We start from the raw sequence: 16,767 nt of genomic DNA on the forward strand, positions 1-16,767 counted from the left end.
GTTAGCCTTGCGCCTTGGTCAACAGGAGGTGGCTATGGGGCGGGGAATATTGGCGGGCATGCTGGCCTGCGCATTGGGTTGTGGCGTGGTTCTGGCCGATTCGGCCCCGGTGAAGCCGGCGATGCAGGCCTATGACCAGATTACCGTGCTGCGCGACCAGGCCGACGCACTGGTCGACCCCAAGCATCCCGATCCGGCCAAGCTCAAGCAAGCCGAGATCGTATTGCAGAAGGCGCTGCGCGAGATGGATCAGCCGGTCATCGATGGCCTGGCCGAGGGCAATGTGTATTTACGCTATCGCCGATATAACGTGCTTTATGATCTGGTCCACCTGTATTTGTTGCAGGCGCGCAGGGCCCGAGCGCTGGACACAATAGATGCGCTACTGGCCATCGACAGTTCGCCTGGCGAATGGTTGCGTGATCCATCGATCAGTGGTCCGTTGAGCGACGAGCCCCGCTACAAGGCCATACTCGCCCAGCAGGATTCGGCCGATCGCCTATGGCATGCCAAATCGATTGCCGTGCCCTATAGCCCTCAGCTCAGCGAGGCGCAGCGCATCGCCGGCTTGTCCCTGTTCTGGTCCGAAGCCAAATATAACTTCGTCCATTTCGACCATGTACCGCAGCTTGACTGGGACCAGACCTATCTGGATTTCCTGCCGCAGGTCATCACGGCCAAGGACACGCGCGCCTACTATGAAGTGCTGATGCGGCTGGCTCCCTTGCTGCGTGACGGGCATACCAACATCTATCCGCCGGAAGCACTGCAGGACAAGTTCTATGCGCGGCCGCCGATGAGGACCGAGCTCGTCGATGGCAAGGTGCTGGTGACAAGAGTGTTCAGCCCGACCCTGGTGAAGCAGGGTATCCATGTGGGTGATGAAATCCTGGCGATCGACGGTATCGAGGCGCATCGTTATGCCCATGAGCGGGTGGCGCCATTCGAAAGCAGCTCCACGCCGCAGGATGCCGACGTGCGTGCCTTCAGCTATGGGTTGCTCAGTGGCGACAAGACGCAGCCACTGCATTTGTCATTGCGTGATGCAGCGGGCGCGACGCGCGAACTGGTGGTATTGCGCGGAGATTATTCGGATGTCCAATCGCCTGTGGCGTTTGCATTCCGCATGTTGCCTGGCGATATCGCGTATCTAGCCCTGGATCATTTCGAAAGCGATGCCAGCGTCAAGGCGTTCGAGCAGCATCTGCCGCAGATCATGAATGCCAGGGGGCTGATTCTGGACGTGCGCTACAACGGTGGGGGATCCAGCAATTACGGCCTGGAGGTCCTCAGCCATTTGAGCAATCAGCCGATCCCTACTGAGGTCAGTCGAGAGCTGCAGATCGATCCAGTGGACCGCGCGAGGGGGTATCCACGCCTGGAGTGGCGAAAGCTGCCGGACAGTGGCGAGCCATATCTGAAAAAGCATGCGTCGATCTTCGGCGGCCCGGTGGCTGTCCTGATCGGGCCCCGGACCTTTTCCGCCGCAGAGGACTTCACGGTGTCGTTCGATGCCATGAAGCGCGGCCTGCTGGTCGGCATGGCCACCGGCGGCAGCACGGGCCAGCCACTGCAGTTCGATCTACCCGGTGGCGGCAAGGCGCGCATTTGCGTCAAGCGCGACAGCTACCCCGACGGCCGTGAATTCATCGGCAAGGGCATCACACCGGATATCGTGGCGGCGCCGACGGTCGCGGATATTCGCGCGGGCCGCGATCCAGTGCTGGAGCGGGCCGTGGCCGCGTTGCGCAAGTCTCCGTCCATGGCCTCGCCATCGCATGGAGGCAAGTCGTGACCGGCGCATTTCATGCGCCGGCCCAAAGGCTGAAAGGTCAGAGCAGGTGGATCACGCCGATCACGGCCAGCAGCGCCAGCAGGAACAGGATCACGAAGCACGCGAACAGCACCTTGGCGATGGTTGCGGTGGCGCCGGAGACTCCACCGAAACCGAGCCAGCCGCTGACCAGCGAGACGATGGCGAAAATGATGGCCCACTTGATCATGTGTTTCTCCTGCGGCGATGAGCGGCCGCGCGGAAGAGGAGATGCCCGGCGAGCCAAGTGCGCTTTTGTAACGGGCCGGATGTGAAAGCAATGCATCGCCGGCTTGCCGCCGGTGGTAACCACCGGCAAGCTGCGCAGTCAGGCAGACAGGAACGGCAAACATGGTGATCACCGCGGTGATAGTGCACAAACAGCAGGCGATCGTGCGCACGTTCGAGCAGGCCGCCGCGACCACGGTGGCAACGGCGCGTACGGCGGAACAGTTGGGGCTTAAGCCCGGCATGCCCTGGCACCAACTGGTAAGCCATGCGGTGCTGCGTTGTCCCGGAGAGGGGCGCTATTTCCTGGATCTGGCGAATTGGCAGCGGCTGCGCCAGCGCCGCCGGCGCATCGCGCTGACAATCATCGCCGGGCTGCTGGTGGTGCTCGCGGTGATCTTGCTGGCGACACGCGCCGGCTGAAGCCTCAGCCGGCCAGCCGTGCCTTGATCTTGCCGGACACCACAGCCATGTCGGCGCGGCCGGCGGCCTTTTCCTTCACTGCAGCCACCACCTTGCCCATGTCGCGGGCGGTGCTGGCGTCGGTGTCGCTGATTGCGGCAGTGATCAGGGCGTCGATCTCCGCCTCGTTCAGCTTGCTCGGCAGGTAGGTTTCGATCACCACCATCTCGGCGCGCTCGATCGCGGACAGATCCTCGCGCTTGGCGGCGTCGAACTGGCTGACCGAATCGCGCCGCTGCTTGAGCATCTTTTCCAGCGTGGCAAGGATCTGCACGTCATCCAGCTCGATCCGCTCGTCCACTTCACGCTGCTTGATCGCCGCCAGCATCAGCCGTATCACGCCCAGCCGGTGCTTTTCGCCACTGCGCATGGCGTTCTTCATGTCTTCGGTAAGCTGATGCCTGAGTGTCATGGCGGAGCCTCGGGAGATAGGGGGAAATCCATTCTACGGAAACGACAAAGCCGGCGTTGTCTTTAGGGACAACACCGGCCAGTTCGAATCCGAGAGCTTGCGGTGGCTGCGAGAACCCGCGCCGACCGTGTTTCCTGTTATGCGCAGTGCCGGGGCACCGCATGATCCATCGACGGGCGATGGATCGGGGGAAACTCAGTACAGACGGACTTTGCGCGAGACGTCACGCGACAGACGACGCAGGTGACGCTTCACCGCGGCAGCGCGCTTGCGCTTGCGCTCCTGGGTCGGCTTCTCATAGAACTCACGCTTGCGCGTTTCAGCCAGGACGCCGGCCTTCTCGCAGGTACGCTTGAAACGACGCAGTGCAATCTCGAACGGCTCGTTCTCGCGAACTTTTACGTTGGGCATGGAAACTCCGAGTGGTAATCTGCCCGCATGTACGGGACTGTCAAATAGGGCGAGCCGCGAATTATACCGTGGATATCACAGAATTTTCAAAGGTGGCGAACAAGTCGGTAACCGGCCCGGTGCTGGGCATCGAGACTTCGTGCGATGAAACCGGGGTAGCCCTGCTGCGCTGGGAGCCGGATGCGCCGGGCCGTGGGCTGCTGGCGCACACCTTATATAGCCAGATCAAGCTGCACGCCGACTACGGCGGGGTGGTGCCGGAACTGGCCAGCCGCGACCACGTACGCAAGCTGCTGCCGCTGATCCGCGAGGCGCTGGCCGAGGCCGGCCTGACCGTGCAGGACCTGGCCGGGGTGGCCTATACCGCCGGTCCCGGCCTGGTCGGTGCCTTGTTGGTGGGTGCTTCGGCCGGGCGCGCGCTGGCCTGGGCGCTGGGTGTCCCGGCGATCGGGGTGCACCACATGGAGGGTCACTTGCTGGCGCCGCTGCTGGAGGAAAACCCGCCGGAGCCGCCGTTTGTGGCGCTGTTGGTGTCCGGCGGCCATTCCATGCTGGTCGAGGTCAAGGCGATCGGCCAGTACACCATCCTCGGCGATACGCTGGATGATGCCGCCGGCGAGGCGTTCGACAAGACCGCCAAGCTGATGGGATTGCCGTATCCCGGCGGCCCGGCGCTGGCCAAATTGGCCGAACAGGGTCGGCTCGGGGCGTTCCGCTTCTCGCGTCCGATGACTGACCGGCCGGGACTGGATTTCAGCTTCTCCGGCCTGAAGACCCAAGTGCTGCTGGCCTGGCAAAAATCGGATAAAAGCGATCAGACCCGTGCCGACATCGCCCGCGCGTTCGAGGAAGCGATCGTCGACACGCTGATCATCAAATGCAGACGCGCCCTGCAGGCCAGTGGTGCGCACCGGCTGGTGATTGCCGGCGGCGTCGGCGCCAACCGAAGGCTGCGCAGCGAACTGGCTGCGGCCGGTGCGAAGGATGGTTTTCAGGTGTATTTCCCGCGGTTCGACTTCTGCACCGACAACGGCGCGATGATCGCCTTGGCCGGCGCGATCCGGCTGGCCAGCGGCCAGCACCAGGACGCCTCGGTGCAGGTTTATCCGCGCTGGGACCTGCAGAGCCTGCCGGCGGCATAAGGCCACCGGGTCACACTCACCACTGCGTGCGGCCGGGCAACAGTCCTTTCAGCTCCGCTTCGGTGAGATTGCGCCACTGGCCGACCTTCAGGTGGGCGAGCTTCACGTTGACGATGCGCACGCGGCGCAGCTGGGTCACGCGATAGCCGAACGCGGCGGCCATCAGGCGGATCTGCCGGTTCAGGCCCTGGGTCAGCACGATCGAGAAGCCGAACTTGGCGATGCGGCGTACTCGGCACGGCTGGGTCATCTGGCCGTGGATGCGCACGCCCTTGGCCATGCCGGCGAGGAATTCGTCGGTGACGGACTTGTTCACCGCGACCAGGTATTCCTTCTCGTGGTGGTTCTCCGAGCGCAGGATCTCGTTGACGATATCGCCGTTGCTGGTCAGCAGGATCAGCCCTTCCGAATCCTTGTCCAGCCTCCCGATCGGGAAGATCCGCTGCGGATGGTCGACGAAGTCCACGATATTGCCGTCGACGCCGTGATCGGTGGTGCAGGTGATGCCGACCGGCTTGTTCAGCGCGATATACACCGCCTTCTTCGCCGCCGGTGTGGCAGCGAGGATGCGTGCACGCACGATCTCGCCATCGACGCGCACTTCATCGCCTTCCAGCGCCTTGGCGCCGGTCGAGACCACCTCACCGTTGATGGTGACGCGGCCGGCGAGCAACAGCTCATCCGCCTCGCGGCGCGAGCACAGGCCGGCTTCGCTGATGTATTTGTTGACGCGCATGCGTTACGAACGCAGCCCGACGCCGCGCTTCAGCAACTGCAGCGCCACGATCGACAGCCCGACCACGAAGCCCAGCATCACCACGAACGCGACGCCCACATCCACGTCACTGATGCCGAGCACACCGAAGCGGAATGCATTGACCATGTACAGGATCGGATTGGCGTGCGAGATCGCCTGCCACGGCTCGCTGAGCATCTTCACCGAGTAGAACACGCCGCCCAGATAGGTCAGCGGGGTCAGGATGAAGGTCGGTACCAGCGCGATGTCGTCGAACTTCTTCGCGTACACCGCATTGACGAAGCCGGCCAGCGAGAAAATCGTGGCGCCGAGCAGCACCGACAGGAAGGTGATGAAAGGGTGTGCCACATGCAGCGAAGTGAACAGCAACGCGATGCCCAGCACCATCGCGCCGACCACCAGTCCACGCGCCACCGCGCCGGTGACATAGCCGAGCAGGATCACCCAGTTCGGCATTGGCGACACCAGCATCTCTTCCACCGCGCGGCTGAACTTGGCGCCGAAGAACGAGCTGGAAATATTCGCGTAGCAGTTGTTGATCACGCTCATCATGACCAGGCCGGGCACGATGTACTGCATGTAGCTGAAGCCGCCCTGGATCGTGCCGATGCGGCTGCCGATCAGTTTGCCGAAGATCACGAAGTACAGCGTCATGGTGATCGCCGGCGGGATCAGCGTCTGCGTCCAGATCCGCACGATGCGCACGATCTCGCGACGAACGATGGTGTTGAGGGCGACCAGGTTGGCGGCGGTATTGCTCATGCTGCCTGCTCCTTGCCGTTGCGGCCGCCTTCGACGAGGCGCACGAACAACTCCTCGAGCCGGTTGGTCTTGTTGCGCATCGAGGTCACCATGATGCCGTGCGTGGACAATGCCGCGAACAGCGAATTGAGGTCATGCGAGCGGGCCATCTCGGCCTCCAGCATGTGTTCGTCGCGGCGACGCAAAGTAACGCCGGGCAGGCTGGGCAGTTCGTCGGGCATGGCGGTGACATCGAGCACGAACGTCTCCACGTCCAGCGTCGCCAGCAGGCGCTTCATGCTGGTGTTCTCGATGATCGTGCCGTGGTCGATGATCGCGATATTGCGACACAGCGACTCGGCTTCCTCCAGGTAATGCGTGGTGAGGATCACCGTGGTGCCGGCCGCGTTGATGGCGCTGACGAACTGCCACATCGAGCGGCGGATCTCGATGTCCACGCCGGCGGTCGGCTCGTCGAGGATCAGCAGCTTCGGCTCGTTCATCATCGCGCGGGCGATCATCAGGCGCCGCTTCATGCCGCCGGATAGTGTTCGCGCCTGCATCTGCGCCTTGTCCCACAGGCGCAGTTCCTTCAGGTATTTCTCCGCGCGCTCGGCGGCGATCTTGCGCGGAATGCCGTAGAAACCGGCTTCGTTCACGCAGATGTCGAACGGCTTCTCGAACTGGTTGAAGTTGATTTCCTGCGGCACCAGGCCGATCAGCCGCATCGCCTCGCTGCGCTGCTTGTTCACCGACACGCCGAACACCTGTGCATCGCCGCCGCTGGAGTTCACCAGCGAGGACAGGATGCCGATCAGGGTGGATTTGCCGGCGCCGTTGGGGCCGAGCAGGGCAAAGAAATCGCCGGGCTGCACCGTCAGCGAGATGCCCTTGAGGGCCTCCACGCCGTTGCTGTAGGTCTTGCGCAGGTTGTCGACAACGAGTGCAGGTGTGGAGGTCATGGATGGCGCCGGGTGAGGGAAAGCCGAGGAAAACCAGCTGCATGGGCAGGTCTGGCACCGGCAAAACAGGTACTCGAGCGTGCCTTGCAGCTTGGTCGGTGGCTCGCAGCCACCTATTATAGCGGGCTTGATGCCACCGCCCGGTCCCTGCCGGTGCACTCACTGTCCCGGAATCCGTTACATGGCCGACCACTTCCAGCTCCGCCTCGTCGACAGCCGCATGCTTGTCCCCACGGTGCGCCACCTCGTGTTCGAGCGCGCCGACGGCCAGCCGCTGGCTTTCGTCCCGGGCCAGTTCCTGCAGGTGCACTTTCACTACGACGACGGTACCGCGACCAAACGCAGCTACTCGGTGGCCACCGTAGGCGATGGCAGTTCACCGGTGCAACGCATCGAGATCGCGGTGAGCTATGTCGAAGGTGGCGCGGCCACCAAATTGCTGGGCGAGCTCGAAAACGGGGGCGTCATCGACGCCAGCGGCCCGTACGGCCGATTCTGCCTGCAGGACGCCGACAGCCATCCGCGCTACCTGCTGCTCGCCACCGGCACCGGCGTCACGCCGTACCGCGCGATGCTGCCGCAGATCGAGAAACTGCTGGCGAAAGGTGGTCGTGAAGTAGTGCTGCTGTACGGCGCACGCACCGAAGCCGAGCTGCTCTACGGCGAAGAATTCGAGGCGTTCGCGCAGCAACATCCCGGCTTCATCTTCCACGGCTGCCTCAGCCGCCAACCGCGCGCCACGCCGCGCAGCACCGACCGCAGCGGCCACGTGCAGAACGTGCTCGCCGAACTCGGTCCCAGTGCCGAGCGCGACATCGCTTACCTGTGCGGGAACCCGAACATGGTCGATGCAGCGTTTACGGTGTTGAAGGAATTTGGCCTGCCAGTGCCACAGATCCGGCGCGAGAAGTACATCAGCTCGCGTTGATGTGAGGTACGCGTGGGTGTGCTCGCCACGGGCGGAATAGCGAGCTTGTCGTAGGCCAATGGGCCGCATGAAGACGATCGCGTGCGTTGACAAGCAAGGTATGCAATCGCCTGAACAAGAAGCGCGCCTGCTCCGTAGTTCTCGACCAACCGAGCAATCAGCGACTTTTCCTTGTCGCTCAACGTAGGTGGCTCGATATAGCGCGAGTTCCGTTCTTATAAAGCCAGCGCTTCCTCTTCGTCGACGACATCATCGTCGCGCCGATTCCATGTGATTCGATACAACTGAGGATGGTCGGCCAGCCGCACGCCCTGCGTGCGAGGGGACGCGCGAGGTACACATGCCTTGGGCTGGGTGTCTTGCTGGGTGTTTCCGTTTGAGGGGCCGGGAGCAGGGTTTGCCGGCCATCCAGTCGGTCGAGTTGGCGCAACAGACGAATCAGATTCGCCACCGTGGCTTGCCCGAGTGACTGCCGCCGCCGCACGGTCGGCGGCGATACCTCGGCTGTCCTGGCCAACGCCTCTTGCGACATGCCTCGCTCAAGCCGGACCGCCTTGAGGCAATGGCCAATATCGACAAGCACTTGGGCGTCAGCGAAGCCTTTCCGCATGGAAAGGCGCTCCCAGCCCGATCGCAGGCGACCGATCACACCTTATATGGCGTGGCATGTCTGCTTTTCCGGCCATCGCGTGGCTGGAGTTGGATCGGACAGGCCGGATCGTGAATCGACGCCAGATCGCCTTGGCTTTCGCCAGTGGTGCAAGACAGATGACACGGCCAAGGCAGCTTGGACCTGTCCTTCGTCCTGTGGCAGCGGGCACAGATTCCTGGGTTGAAGCACCTACCCTGTCAGGGTCTCGTGTTTGATGGTGTGCAGGTCAGCCGGCCAAGTCCACGTAATGAGCGCAATCCCATCCCTGGCCGAAGCCAAGGCAAATCCGTCAAGGCATTCCTCAGCCTGTGGGCCGGTGCTCGATCTCGTCGGGCTAACACATGTCAGTCTGATAGTCACCTGTGGGAAGTATGTAATTTTGCCGACACAATGTGACGTAGTATGCAAATGTGCTTGCCTAATTTGGTCACTCGAGCCTGATACACCGCGGCAGGCTTTCGTTGTCGGGGGTTTTCAATCCTGTCGTCCGTAACTGTCCATCGCTTGGCATGGAAGCTGCTTAACGCCCTGTAATCAAGAATTTCCAAGGGTTCCGCTCCCATAACCACGCCGCCATGACTATTGACGCAATCTCCACCATGAAAGTGAAAACCGCCCGTCGGCATATCGCTGCGGTGTGCGTCATGGCGAGCTTTCTCTGCGCGTCGTTCTTGCAGGGTGCATTTGCAGGGAGCGTGAGCGGGACTCTGGACGTGCGGCTGCAGTTGACGCCGAGTTGTGATTTCGCGATCGGCAATATCGATGATGGCTTGCTGGATTTCGGCCGTGCGGCTGGTGGCGGGCAGTTACCGGTTGACGGCATGTCCGACTCGAGAAAAAGCGCCGCGTCCTTGAGTATCGCTTGTTCCAGCTCCTACACGGGCGCGAATGCGCCGGTTCTGACCGTCAACAATGGCCTGCATGCCATAGGTTCACAGCGCTACCTGATGGGGCCAGGTAGCGAGCGGATTGCCTATGACCTGTATGCCGATCCCGCGCATCGCGTGCAGTTGGATGCCATTGCACCACTGCAGCTTGTGATACCGAATGCCGGAGTGACGACGGTTATACCCATCTATGGACGGATCCCCCGCATCGGAAATCCCGTCGCGGGGCATTACTCCGATGTTGTTTGGCTAACCCTGTCCTATTGACCGAGTCGGAATACTGATCATGAAGAAATCCATGCCGCTGCTGGCACTCGTACTGGGACTGCTGGGTGCTTTGGCGCAACAGGCTGAGGCCGCTTCATTGCGGATCTCGCCCATTGGCATCGACATGTCAGCCGCCGAACGTGCATCTTCGATGACACTGGTGAACACGGGCACGGACCCGGTCAACTTGCAACTGCGCATTTTCAAGTGGAGTCAGGTAAACGGCGAGGAAGTGCTGGTGCCTGCCACGGACATGCTGGTCAGCCCGCCTGCTGCGACCATTCCTGCAGGCGTGTCGTATACGGTGCGGATTGCCCGGCAGTCAGTCACCTCTGTTCAGAATGAACTTAGCTATCGTGTTTTCATCGACGAGCTGCCCAAGCCGGTCGATCCCCGCACGCTGGGCCAGGGCGTTTCCATGGTGTTGCGCACTTCTCTGCCGGTATTCGTGGTCGACCCCAAGGCATTCGCCAAGCTCTCTTGGAAGGTTTGGCAGGACGGCAGCGGCCTGCATGCCGAAGCCACCAACAGCGGACAACGTCATGCCAAGATCATCGGCTTGGCCGTGCAGCCTGAGGGCGGCTCTCCGCTGGTCTTTGGGAATGGGCTGAACGGCTATGTGCTGACCGGCGCGCATAAACGCTTCGATCTGAAAATGGATCCAAAGGCCAAGCCACTGGTTCCTGGAATGGTCGTGAAGCTCACCGCGCACGATGGTAGCGAAGCGATCCAGGAAAGCTTGCATGTCGAGAACCACTAACCGACGTGCATGCCGCCTCGTACGCGCTGTCGTTACCTTCAACTTCAGCGTCGTCGCGTTTTCTGCGATGGGGCATGCTGCGCTTCTCCAATCGACGCCGCCTGAGCCTCCGTCAGTTGCCAGTGCTTCTAGCACCGGGCAGCTCATGGTGCTGGAAGTGGTACTCAACAACACCGATACCCACGAGCTCCTAAATGTCGAGCGCGCCTCCGATGGTGGTTTCAGCGCCAAGGCCGACGATCTGCGTCATCTGCGCCTGAAGATCGATCCGTCCGTCGCCGCGGAAGCGATGGTGCGTCTGCAAGACCTGCCCGGCTTGGTGATTCATTATGACGAGGCCGGCCAATCGCTGACCCTGCAGGCGCCGGCATCCATGCTGGAAAGCTATGGGGTGGATCTGGCCGGCGAACCACAGCTCACCGACCTCAAGGCCATGCGGCCGATTTCCTCGGCGATCCTCAACTACGGGCTGTACGACACCTGGCAGGGCGGCAGGAACTACATGTCCGGCAATTTCGAAGGGCTGCTGAGCAACCGTGCCGGCATCTTCTCGACGACTGCGTTATACAACCAGAACGCAATGACCGGCTACAGCAAAAGCGTGCGCCTGGACAGCAGCTGGCGCTACATCGATCCCGAGAAAATCCGCTCATACACCATTGGTGACTTCGTCAGCAACGCGCTGTCGTGGAACAACAGCGTGCGCCTCGCCGGCTTTCAGATCTCCAGCGCATTCGACCAACGCCCTGACATAGTGACCGCCGCATTGCCGCAGTTCTCCGGCTCGGCGGCGCTGCCGTCCACGTTGGATCTTTATGTGAACCAGCAGCAGGTTTTTTCCGGCAGCGTGCCGTCCGGCCCGTACCAGCTCAAGTCGCTGCCCTACGTATCGGGTGGCGACGTGACCCTCGTCGCCACGGACGCGACTGGTCGCCAGGTCACCACAACCCAAGCGTATTACTACAACGGGCAGCAGCTGCGGCAGGGACTGTTTGAGTACTCGCTGGACGTTGGTGCGCCGCGGCTGAACTACGGCGCAAAATCGTCCGATTACGACGATACGGTTTTTGCTGCCGGATCGTTGCGCTATGGCTTCACCAACAGCACCACCCTCGAAGGCCATACTGAGTCTTCGGCCGATGGTCTGGTCAACTTTGGCGGCGGCATCGTGCAGGGTCTGGGCGGCTACGGCACCGTCACTGCCTCGCTGGCTGGCAGCCACTACAAAAGCTGGTCCGGTGGCCAAGCGGCGCTCCAGGTGGAAGGACTCGTCGATGGCATCCACCTGTATGCAGGCACCCAGCGCACCATCGACGACTATTTCGACTTGGCGCGCGTATCCAGCTACCGCTACCTGCAGCACAACCCGCTGCTCAGTGCTGCTAATGCCGACTACCCACTCTCCACGGCCCAGGCAAGCGCGATCGATCGCGCCGGTATCAGTTTCCAACCATGGTTCGACAAGACGACGGTGGACATCAGCTACAACCGCATCAAGTACGCCGACAACACGATGCGCACGGTCAACTTGTCGCTTTCCCGTTCGCTCTCCAAGCGGGTCAGCCTGTTCGCCAACGCCTTCACCGACTTAGACAACCACGACGACCGTGGCGTCTATCTGTCGGTGAACATCAACCTGGATCACAACATCACGGCTCAGGCCACCGTTACAAGCGACGACGGCCACATCGGCTTCACCCAGCAAGTCAACGGTCTGGCGGGACAGAAGCAGGGCGATGTCGGCTGGGGTGTTTCCAATACCGTCTACGCCGATGCGCCCGATCAGGGTGGCGCCTATCTCAGCTGGCGCACCCCCGAGGCTCAGCTACGCGCGCAGGTCTACCAATACGGCAGCAGCATCAGCACCAACCTGTCAGCCGAAGGTTCGCTGGTGGCGGCTGGCGGTGGTGTCTTCGCCGCAGACCAGATCGGCAACGCCTACGCGATTGTCACCAACGCAGGTCCCGGCGCGGAAGTGATGCAGGGCGGTGTGCTCATCGGCCAGGCGAACAGCAGCGGGCGAGCCTTGCTGCCTAACATCACGCCGTACTACGAGCAGCATGTGTACCTCGATCCTTCCACCCTGGCCGACGGCTGGGTGCCTGCGGTCACCGAGCGCGTCGCCATTGCCGGCTACCGCCAAGGCACGATCATCGACTTCGGCGCCAAGTTGGTCCACGGCGCCGTGCTGATCCTGCGCGGCAGGGACGGCAAGCCCATCGCTCCGGGCTACACCGCCCAGTTGCAGGGCGGCGAGAGCTTCGTGGTCGGTTACGACGGCGAGGCCTATGTAAGCGGGTTGAAGCCACATAACCGCATCAGCGTTGATCTCGGTCCCGCAGGTACCTGCTCGGCGAGCTTCGACTACGACATGAAAGGCCCGGCACAACCGCAGATAGGACCACTGACATGCCAGTGAAAACACAAATTCTGATGGCTGTCGGCTTGGGGCTGCTGGCGCCGGTGCTGTCTGCGTATGCGCAGAACCTGATACCGGACAACACCGGTGCCCTGTACCCGCTCGGCTCGACGGCGCGTGGTGCACTGGGCCGGCCGCATACCCTCGGGCGACTGTTCGTGCAACTGGACGTAGTGCCCACCTGCACGTTCGAGACCGGCGAGATCACGCAGCAGGTCCTGATCCGCTGCACGCGCGGCGTGCCCTACCGCATGCAGATCCGCAACGATGCTGACGCGGCTTTCGGCTTGACCCGGGTGTTCGCACCGAGCCTGCATGGTAGGCCTGGCGAACTCGTGCGCATCGAAGCGCAACGCCTGGACGTGGAGTTCTGATCATGACGACACGTTCATCATCGTTGTTGCGTCGTTGCCGCCAAGGGCTGCTGACCCTGCTGACCTGCGGCAGCGTCTTGAGCAGTTTGCTGATGGCGGGAATGGTCGGTGTGCCGTTGGCGCTGGTCTCGCCGGCTGTCATGGCGACCTGCACCGAGTCGGGCGCTACCAACCTGACCTACAACTACACCGCTGCCAACATAACCCAGGCTGCTCCGTTGCAATTCCCAAACACTTGGCAGTGCAAAGACGGCACCACCAAAAGCAATAGTGCGAACATCTGCTACGAGTCGGTATTCGATGGTACGGCCGCCAAAGGCGCCACCACGATGACGTATACGGTAGGACTCAACGATACCAGCAACAACATACCGAGCATGACCAGCGGCACCGTATATGGCCTCTATACCAACCCGGTGGGTGGAACCGCAAACCCGCTGGCAGTGACGCTCACTGTCACGGTTCCTGCCGGGCAGGCCACCACCATGGCCCCTGGCACCTACATCGATAACAACATCCTGTTCGAGTTTGACGAGCAGGGAAATGGCGGCGCTTGCGAACACAACTTTGTCCCTAGCACCAGCAATTGGGACGCCGCAACCGTGACCTATTCCGTCAACTATGTCATCCCTTCCGTGTGCACCCTGGTTTCAACCTCAACGGTCAACTTCGGCAACATTTCGGGCAGTACCGTCGTTGCCGCGGGGGGAGTGCCCGCTACGGGGGCAGTCACCGTGAATTGCACCTCGACTACGGCATATACGGTGTATCTGGGCGACGGCAACCAGCGGCTTACCGGCGGCGGCAATCGCCAGATGGCGAACGGCACGGCCCTGCTTCCGTACCAGCTGTACAAGGACAGTGGCTACACCAAGATATGGGATGCCACAGGCGGCACCAGCGCTACAGGCGGCTCGGGTGGCCAGAACGGAACCGGTAGCGGTGTTAATCAAAGCCTGACCGTATACGCCCGAATTCCGGGTGGCGCGGCCGTTCCCGCAACTATCGGCAACTACACCGACACCGTCGTCGTGACGGTGACGTATTGAGGATGGCTGTCATGTCGACAAACTGCCAGGAATTCAAACTGTCGCATCACCAGCCATCTTCGACTGGACCGCCTCCCGTCGGCGGCCGCTGTCGTCCGGACGGGGTCACCGGACGAGGCAATCTGTGCCCCGGCTATCTGCGTGTCATTGCAATCAATTCATGCTTCATCTAACGCTCCATCATCAATCATCAGAGGACATCATCATGCGTAAGACAACTCTCAGCCTGGGCTTGGGCCTGCTCGCCAGCGTGCTGGCCGTGCCGGCTTTCGCCGCCACCACCATTACCGGCAACCTGACCGTTCAGGCAACGGTCGTATCCACCTGCACGCTCAACTCGGCCGCTGCCGCTGGTGCTGGTAACGGCCTGCTCAACTTTGGCAACGTCACCTCTACCCTCGCCAATGTGGATGTCGACACGACCGCGGGCGGCAACTATGGCGTGTCGGTCATCTGCACCAACACCACGCCGTACACGGTGTTCGCAAATAACGGTGCGAATGCCGCTGGCAGCCAGAACAACATGAAGCTCGGCGCAGCGCTGTTGCCGTACAACCTATATACGACGGCGGGTCGGACGATTCCGTTCCCCACCACCAGCGGTGCGGCGCTCAGCTTCACCGGTAACGGTACGGCCCAGACCATCCCGTTTTATGGCCGGATTCCTTCAGGCACCACCTTGCCGGCAGCGGGTCTCTATACCGACACCGTGGTCGTGTCGATCACTTACTAATCGGCCGCGCCGCATCGCTCAAAACCGGTCTGCCTGCATGTCGTTCGCAATGAACGTCATGCAGGCGGCGGCTGCGAGCCATGCAGCTCATTCCATGTCGTGTATCGGAAGCCCGCCATGATGCGATCCGCCATAGTCTTGGCCCTGTTTGTAGGTGTCCTGAGTTGTCAGGGCACCTTGCTCGACGGCGCCCATGCCGGTGAGGCTCACAGCAGGCTTTCCATCGAGGCGAGCGTGTCCGATTTCTGCGATATCGGAGGCGGTCCTTCGCTGAAAGTGGCGCGCGGCCTGCTGGATTTCGGCAGCCACAGACTGGTGGATACTGCGACGGGTCTGAACGATCTTGATCTCTCGCAGCCGGTCAAGGGGACGATGCCTTTGCTGTGCAGTGAAGGCAGTGTTTTTCCGGAGGTTTCCTTTAGCAACGGTCTTCATGCGACCGGCAAGCAGCGCAATCTGCAAGGCCCTGGAGGTACGCTGATTCCCTACGAACTTCTGCGTGGAAGCAGTCCCAGCCAAGGACTGTGGGATGACAACGCCTATCCGGTACACCTCATCGGAGGCAAGCTCGGCGATATCCCCTTGTACGGTTACATTCCAGCATTGCCTGCTGGTGCCAAGGATGGGTTTTATACCGATACTGTTACTGTGCGAGTCGATTTCTAGGCATGTCTGTTTCGGTCAATGCCGCGCGCTGGCATGCGCCGGACGTTCACGATCCGATACGCCATTTCTCGACGCGTGCCTATCATCTGATTTCGTGCGCGGGCGTTTATGTAAAGCTTGCTTGACATGCAAATGATCATTACTCTACGCTGCACTTGTCAAGGATGCTTGACATTGATTGGCACGGGAGAGTGGTCATGGCAAGGCATTGTTGGTTCTTTCGGGTGGTCGCACTGCCGCTGGCGTTGACGCCGCCATGAGCCGTCAAATTTACCGCCGCTATCAGCGTGAGTTCTGGCCGGCGATGCTGGCCTATATCGCAATCATGTTCCTGCTGTGGCCGTTGCTGCCGCGGGTGCACAACGAACTGCTGAAGATTGCACTGGCGCTTCTGCCGGTGCTGCCGGTGCTGTTCGTGGTGCGCGCGATGGTGCGGCTGGTGCTGGGCAGCGACGAGCTGGAGCAACGCATCCATCTGATCGGTCTGGCGATAGCGGCCACCGTGGTGAGCACACTCAGCCTGGCCGGCGGCTTTCTCGCCGCGGCCGGCGTGGTCAAGCTGGATGGCACGATCCTGATCTGGGTGTGGCCGACCCTGGTAGTGGTCTACACCGCCGGGCGTGGCTGGGCCAGCCGCCGTTACGGCGGCGCTTCAGATGTGTTGTGCGACAACAGTGTGGCGCTGTATTGGCGCGTGCTGCTTGTGGCACTGGCGATTGCCGCGCTCACCGCGCTCGGACGCCATCAGCTGAGTGACCACCAGTTGGGCATGCTATGCGGCATGAGCTCCGCGCTGGCGGCATGGGGGCTGGTGCTGGCGATCCTGCATTGGCGCAGGCGGCAACGCGGCGACCGCGAGGCATCGTGATGCCGAGCCGGTGCCGGATATCGGCAGACGCCCATGAATAACCACGTACGCGAGTTGCGTGGCGAACAAGGCTGGTCGCAGGCCGATCTGGCCGAGCGGCTGGAGGTGTCGCGGCAGACCATCAACGCGATCGAGACCGGCAAGTACGATCCCAGCCTGCCGCTGGCATTCAAGATCGCGCATTTGTTTGGCCGTCCGATCGAATCGATTTTTGACCCAGGGAGCAACATGTGAGC

Annotated in this window: 19 protein-coding genes; 13 read left to right on the plus strand and 6 right to left on the minus strand. The window is 61.8% G+C overall.

Annotation, left to right across the window (positions count from 1 at the left end):
* Positions 1-34 precede the first annotated feature (34 nt).
* Positions 35-1,795, plus strand: a complete 1,761-nt coding sequence (locus B0E48_RS15640) for a S41 family peptidase (RefSeq protein ID WP_077519072.1) — start codon at positions 35-37, stop codon at positions 1,793-1,795.
* Positions 1,796-1,832: 37 nt separating this feature from the next.
* On the opposite strand, the gene B0E48_RS15645 is transcribed toward B0E48_RS15640, so the two are convergent.
* Positions 1,833-2,003 (minus strand): DUF1328 domain-containing protein, encoded by a 171-nt coding sequence (locus B0E48_RS15645; protein ID WP_077519073.1) that lies wholly within the window; start codon positions 2,001-2,003, stop codon positions 1,833-1,835.
* Positions 2,004-2,164: 161 nt separating this feature from the next.
* Between B0E48_RS15645 and B0E48_RS15650 the strand changes: the two genes are divergently transcribed.
* On the plus strand, positions 2,165-2,464 hold the full coding sequence (locus B0E48_RS15650; protein ID WP_077519074.1) for a hypothetical protein: 300 nt from the start codon (positions 2,165-2,167) through the stop codon (positions 2,462-2,464).
* A 4-nt stretch (positions 2,465-2,468) separates the two neighbouring features.
* On the opposite strand, the gene B0E48_RS15655 is transcribed toward B0E48_RS15650, so the two are convergent.
* Positions 2,469-2,915 (minus strand): GatB/YqeY domain-containing protein, encoded by a 447-nt coding sequence (locus B0E48_RS15655; RefSeq protein WP_077519075.1) that lies wholly within the window; start codon positions 2,913-2,915, stop codon positions 2,469-2,471.
* Positions 2,916-3,110: 195 nt separating this feature from the next.
* Positions 3,111-3,326: a 30S ribosomal protein S21 gene (gene rpsU, locus B0E48_RS15660; protein ID WP_007081639.1), complete on the minus strand. Its 216-nt coding sequence runs from the start codon at positions 3,324-3,326 to the stop codon at positions 3,111-3,113.
* Positions 3,327-3,394: 68 nt separating this feature from the next.
* Here rpsU and tsaD point away from each other — a divergent pair, with 68 nt between their 5' ends.
* Complete coding sequence (tsaD, locus tag B0E48_RS15665) at positions 3,395-4,468, plus strand: tRNA (adenosine(37)-N6)-threonylcarbamoyltransferase complex transferase subunit TsaD (protein WP_254423996.1); 1,074 nt, start codon at positions 3,395-3,397, stop codon at positions 4,466-4,468.
* Positions 4,469-4,484: 16 nt separating this feature from the next.
* Here the strand turns inward: tsaD and B0E48_RS15670 are convergent, their stop codons facing one another.
* From B0E48_RS15670 to B0E48_RS15680, 3 genes are read right to left on the minus strand one after another with little or no spacing between them, the layout of a single operon-like run.
* Positions 4,485-5,204, minus strand: coding sequence for a pseudouridine synthase (locus tag B0E48_RS15670; protein WP_077519076.1), 720 nt, complete (start codon positions 5,202-5,204; stop codon positions 4,485-4,487).
* Between the two features lie 3 nt (positions 5,205-5,207).
* Positions 5,208-5,987, minus strand: coding sequence for an ABC transporter permease (locus B0E48_RS15675; RefSeq protein ID WP_077519077.1), 780 nt, complete (start codon positions 5,985-5,987; stop codon positions 5,208-5,210).
* Positions 5,984-6,928 (minus strand): ABC transporter ATP-binding protein, encoded by a 945-nt coding sequence (locus tag B0E48_RS15680; protein ID WP_077519078.1) that lies wholly within the window; start codon positions 6,926-6,928, stop codon positions 5,984-5,986. Before B0E48_RS15680 ends, B0E48_RS15675 begins: the two co-directional genes overlap by 4 nt.
* Positions 6,929-7,109: 181 nt before the next feature.
* Between B0E48_RS15680 and B0E48_RS15685 the strand changes: the two genes are divergently transcribed.
* The 10 genes from B0E48_RS15685 to B0E48_RS15735 all read left to right on the plus strand — a co-directional run bounded on the left by B0E48_RS15685 (position 7,110) and on the right by B0E48_RS15735 (position 16,765).
* Positions 7,110-7,856, plus strand: a complete 747-nt coding sequence (locus B0E48_RS15685; protein ID WP_077519079.1) for an FAD-binding oxidoreductase — start codon at positions 7,110-7,112, stop codon at positions 7,854-7,856.
* A gap of 1,251 nt (positions 7,857-9,107) precedes the next feature.
* On the plus strand, positions 9,108-9,662 hold the full coding sequence (locus B0E48_RS15695) for a spore coat U domain-containing protein (RefSeq protein ID WP_168170386.1): 555 nt from the start codon (positions 9,108-9,110) through the stop codon (positions 9,660-9,662).
* A 19-nt stretch (positions 9,663-9,681) separates the two neighbouring features.
* Positions 9,682-10,422, plus strand: coding sequence for a fimbria/pilus periplasmic chaperone (locus tag B0E48_RS15700; RefSeq protein WP_077519082.1), 741 nt, complete (start codon positions 9,682-9,684; stop codon positions 10,420-10,422).
* Between the two features lie 145 nt (positions 10,423-10,567).
* Positions 10,568-12,841: a fimbria/pilus outer membrane usher protein gene (locus tag B0E48_RS15705; protein WP_168170387.1), complete on the plus strand. Its 2,274-nt coding sequence runs from the start codon at positions 10,568-10,570 to the stop codon at positions 12,839-12,841.
* Positions 12,838-13,215 (plus strand): hypothetical protein, encoded by a 378-nt coding sequence (locus B0E48_RS15710; RefSeq protein WP_217318085.1) that lies wholly within the window; start codon positions 12,838-12,840, stop codon positions 13,213-13,215. The genes B0E48_RS15705 and B0E48_RS15710 overlap by 4 nt, the downstream gene beginning before the upstream one ends.
* A gap of 2 nt (positions 13,216-13,217) precedes the next feature.
* Positions 13,218-14,264 carry a spore coat U domain-containing protein gene (locus tag B0E48_RS15715; protein WP_077519085.1) on the plus strand — a complete coding sequence of 349 codons (1,047 nt, stop codon included), beginning with the start codon at positions 13,218-13,220 and terminating at the stop codon, positions 14,262-14,264.
* A gap of 205 nt (positions 14,265-14,469) precedes the next feature.
* Positions 14,470-14,997, plus strand: a complete 528-nt coding sequence (locus tag B0E48_RS15720; RefSeq protein ID WP_168170388.1) for a spore coat U domain-containing protein — start codon at positions 14,470-14,472, stop codon at positions 14,995-14,997.
* 117 nt (positions 14,998-15,114) lie between these two features.
* Positions 15,115-15,663: a spore coat protein U domain-containing protein gene (locus tag B0E48_RS15725; RefSeq protein ID WP_077519087.1), complete on the plus strand. Its 549-nt coding sequence runs from the start codon at positions 15,115-15,117 to the stop codon at positions 15,661-15,663.
* 256 nt (positions 15,664-15,919) lie between these two features.
* Entirely contained in the window at positions 15,920-16,531 is a 612-nt protein-coding gene (locus tag B0E48_RS15730) for a hypothetical protein (protein WP_077519088.1), read from the plus strand.
* 33 nt (positions 16,532-16,564) lie between these two features.
* Positions 16,565-16,765, plus strand: coding sequence for a helix-turn-helix transcriptional regulator (locus B0E48_RS15735; protein WP_077519089.1), 201 nt, complete (start codon positions 16,565-16,567; stop codon positions 16,763-16,765).
* Positions 16,766-16,767 lie beyond the last annotated feature (2 nt).

The organism is Rhodanobacter sp. C03 (assembly GCF_002001175.1).
Taxonomy (GTDB): Bacteria; Pseudomonadota; Gammaproteobacteria; order Xanthomonadales; family Rhodanobacteraceae; genus Rhodanobacter.

Coding starts and splice junctions, on each gene's coding strand:
- B0E48_RS15640 (WP_077519072.1), top strand. CDS start 35: ATGGGGCGGGGAATATTGGCGGGCATGCTGGCCTGCGCATTGGGTTGT.
- B0E48_RS15645 (WP_077519073.1), bottom strand. CDS start 2,003: ATGATCAAGTGGGCCATCATTTTCGCCATCGTCTCGCTGGTCAGCGGC.
- B0E48_RS15650 (WP_077519074.1), top strand. CDS start 2,165: ATGGTGATCACCGCGGTGATAGTGCACAAACAGCAGGCGATCGTGCGC.
- B0E48_RS15655 (WP_077519075.1), bottom strand. CDS start 2,915: ATGACACTCAGGCATCAGCTTACCGAAGACATGAAGAACGCCATGCGC.
- rpsU (WP_007081639.1), bottom strand. CDS start 3,326: ATGCCCAACGTAAAAGTTCGCGAGAACGAGCCGTTCGAGATTGCACTG.
- B0E48_RS15670 (WP_077519076.1), bottom strand. CDS start 5,204: ATGCGCGTCAACAAATACATCAGCGAAGCCGGCCTGTGCTCGCGCCGC.
- B0E48_RS15675 (WP_077519077.1), bottom strand. CDS start 5,987: ATGAGCAATACCGCCGCCAACCTGGTCGCCCTCAACACCATCGTTCGT.
- B0E48_RS15680 (WP_077519078.1), bottom strand. CDS start 6,928: ATGACCTCCACACCTGCACTCGTTGTCGACAACCTGCGCAAGACCTAC.
- B0E48_RS15685 (WP_077519079.1), top strand. CDS start 7,110: ATGGCCGACCACTTCCAGCTCCGCCTCGTCGACAGCCGCATGCTTGTC.
- B0E48_RS15695 (WP_168170386.1), top strand. CDS start 9,108: ATGAAAGTGAAAACCGCCCGTCGGCATATCGCTGCGGTGTGCGTCATG.
- B0E48_RS15700 (WP_077519082.1), top strand. CDS start 9,682: ATGAAGAAATCCATGCCGCTGCTGGCACTCGTACTGGGACTGCTGGGT.
- B0E48_RS15705 (WP_168170387.1), top strand. CDS start 10,568: ATGGTGCTGGAAGTGGTACTCAACAACACCGATACCCACGAGCTCCTA.
- B0E48_RS15715 (WP_077519085.1), top strand. CDS start 13,218: ATGACGACACGTTCATCATCGTTGTTGCGTCGTTGCCGCCAAGGGCTG.
- B0E48_RS15720 (WP_168170388.1), top strand. CDS start 14,470: ATGCGTAAGACAACTCTCAGCCTGGGCTTGGGCCTGCTCGCCAGCGTG.
- B0E48_RS15725 (WP_077519087.1), top strand. CDS start 15,115: ATGATGCGATCCGCCATAGTCTTGGCCCTGTTTGTAGGTGTCCTGAGT.
- B0E48_RS15730 (WP_077519088.1), top strand. CDS start 15,920: ATGAGCCGTCAAATTTACCGCCGCTATCAGCGTGAGTTCTGGCCGGCG.
- B0E48_RS15735 (WP_077519089.1), top strand. CDS start 16,565: ATGAATAACCACGTACGCGAGTTGCGTGGCGAACAAGGCTGGTCGCAG.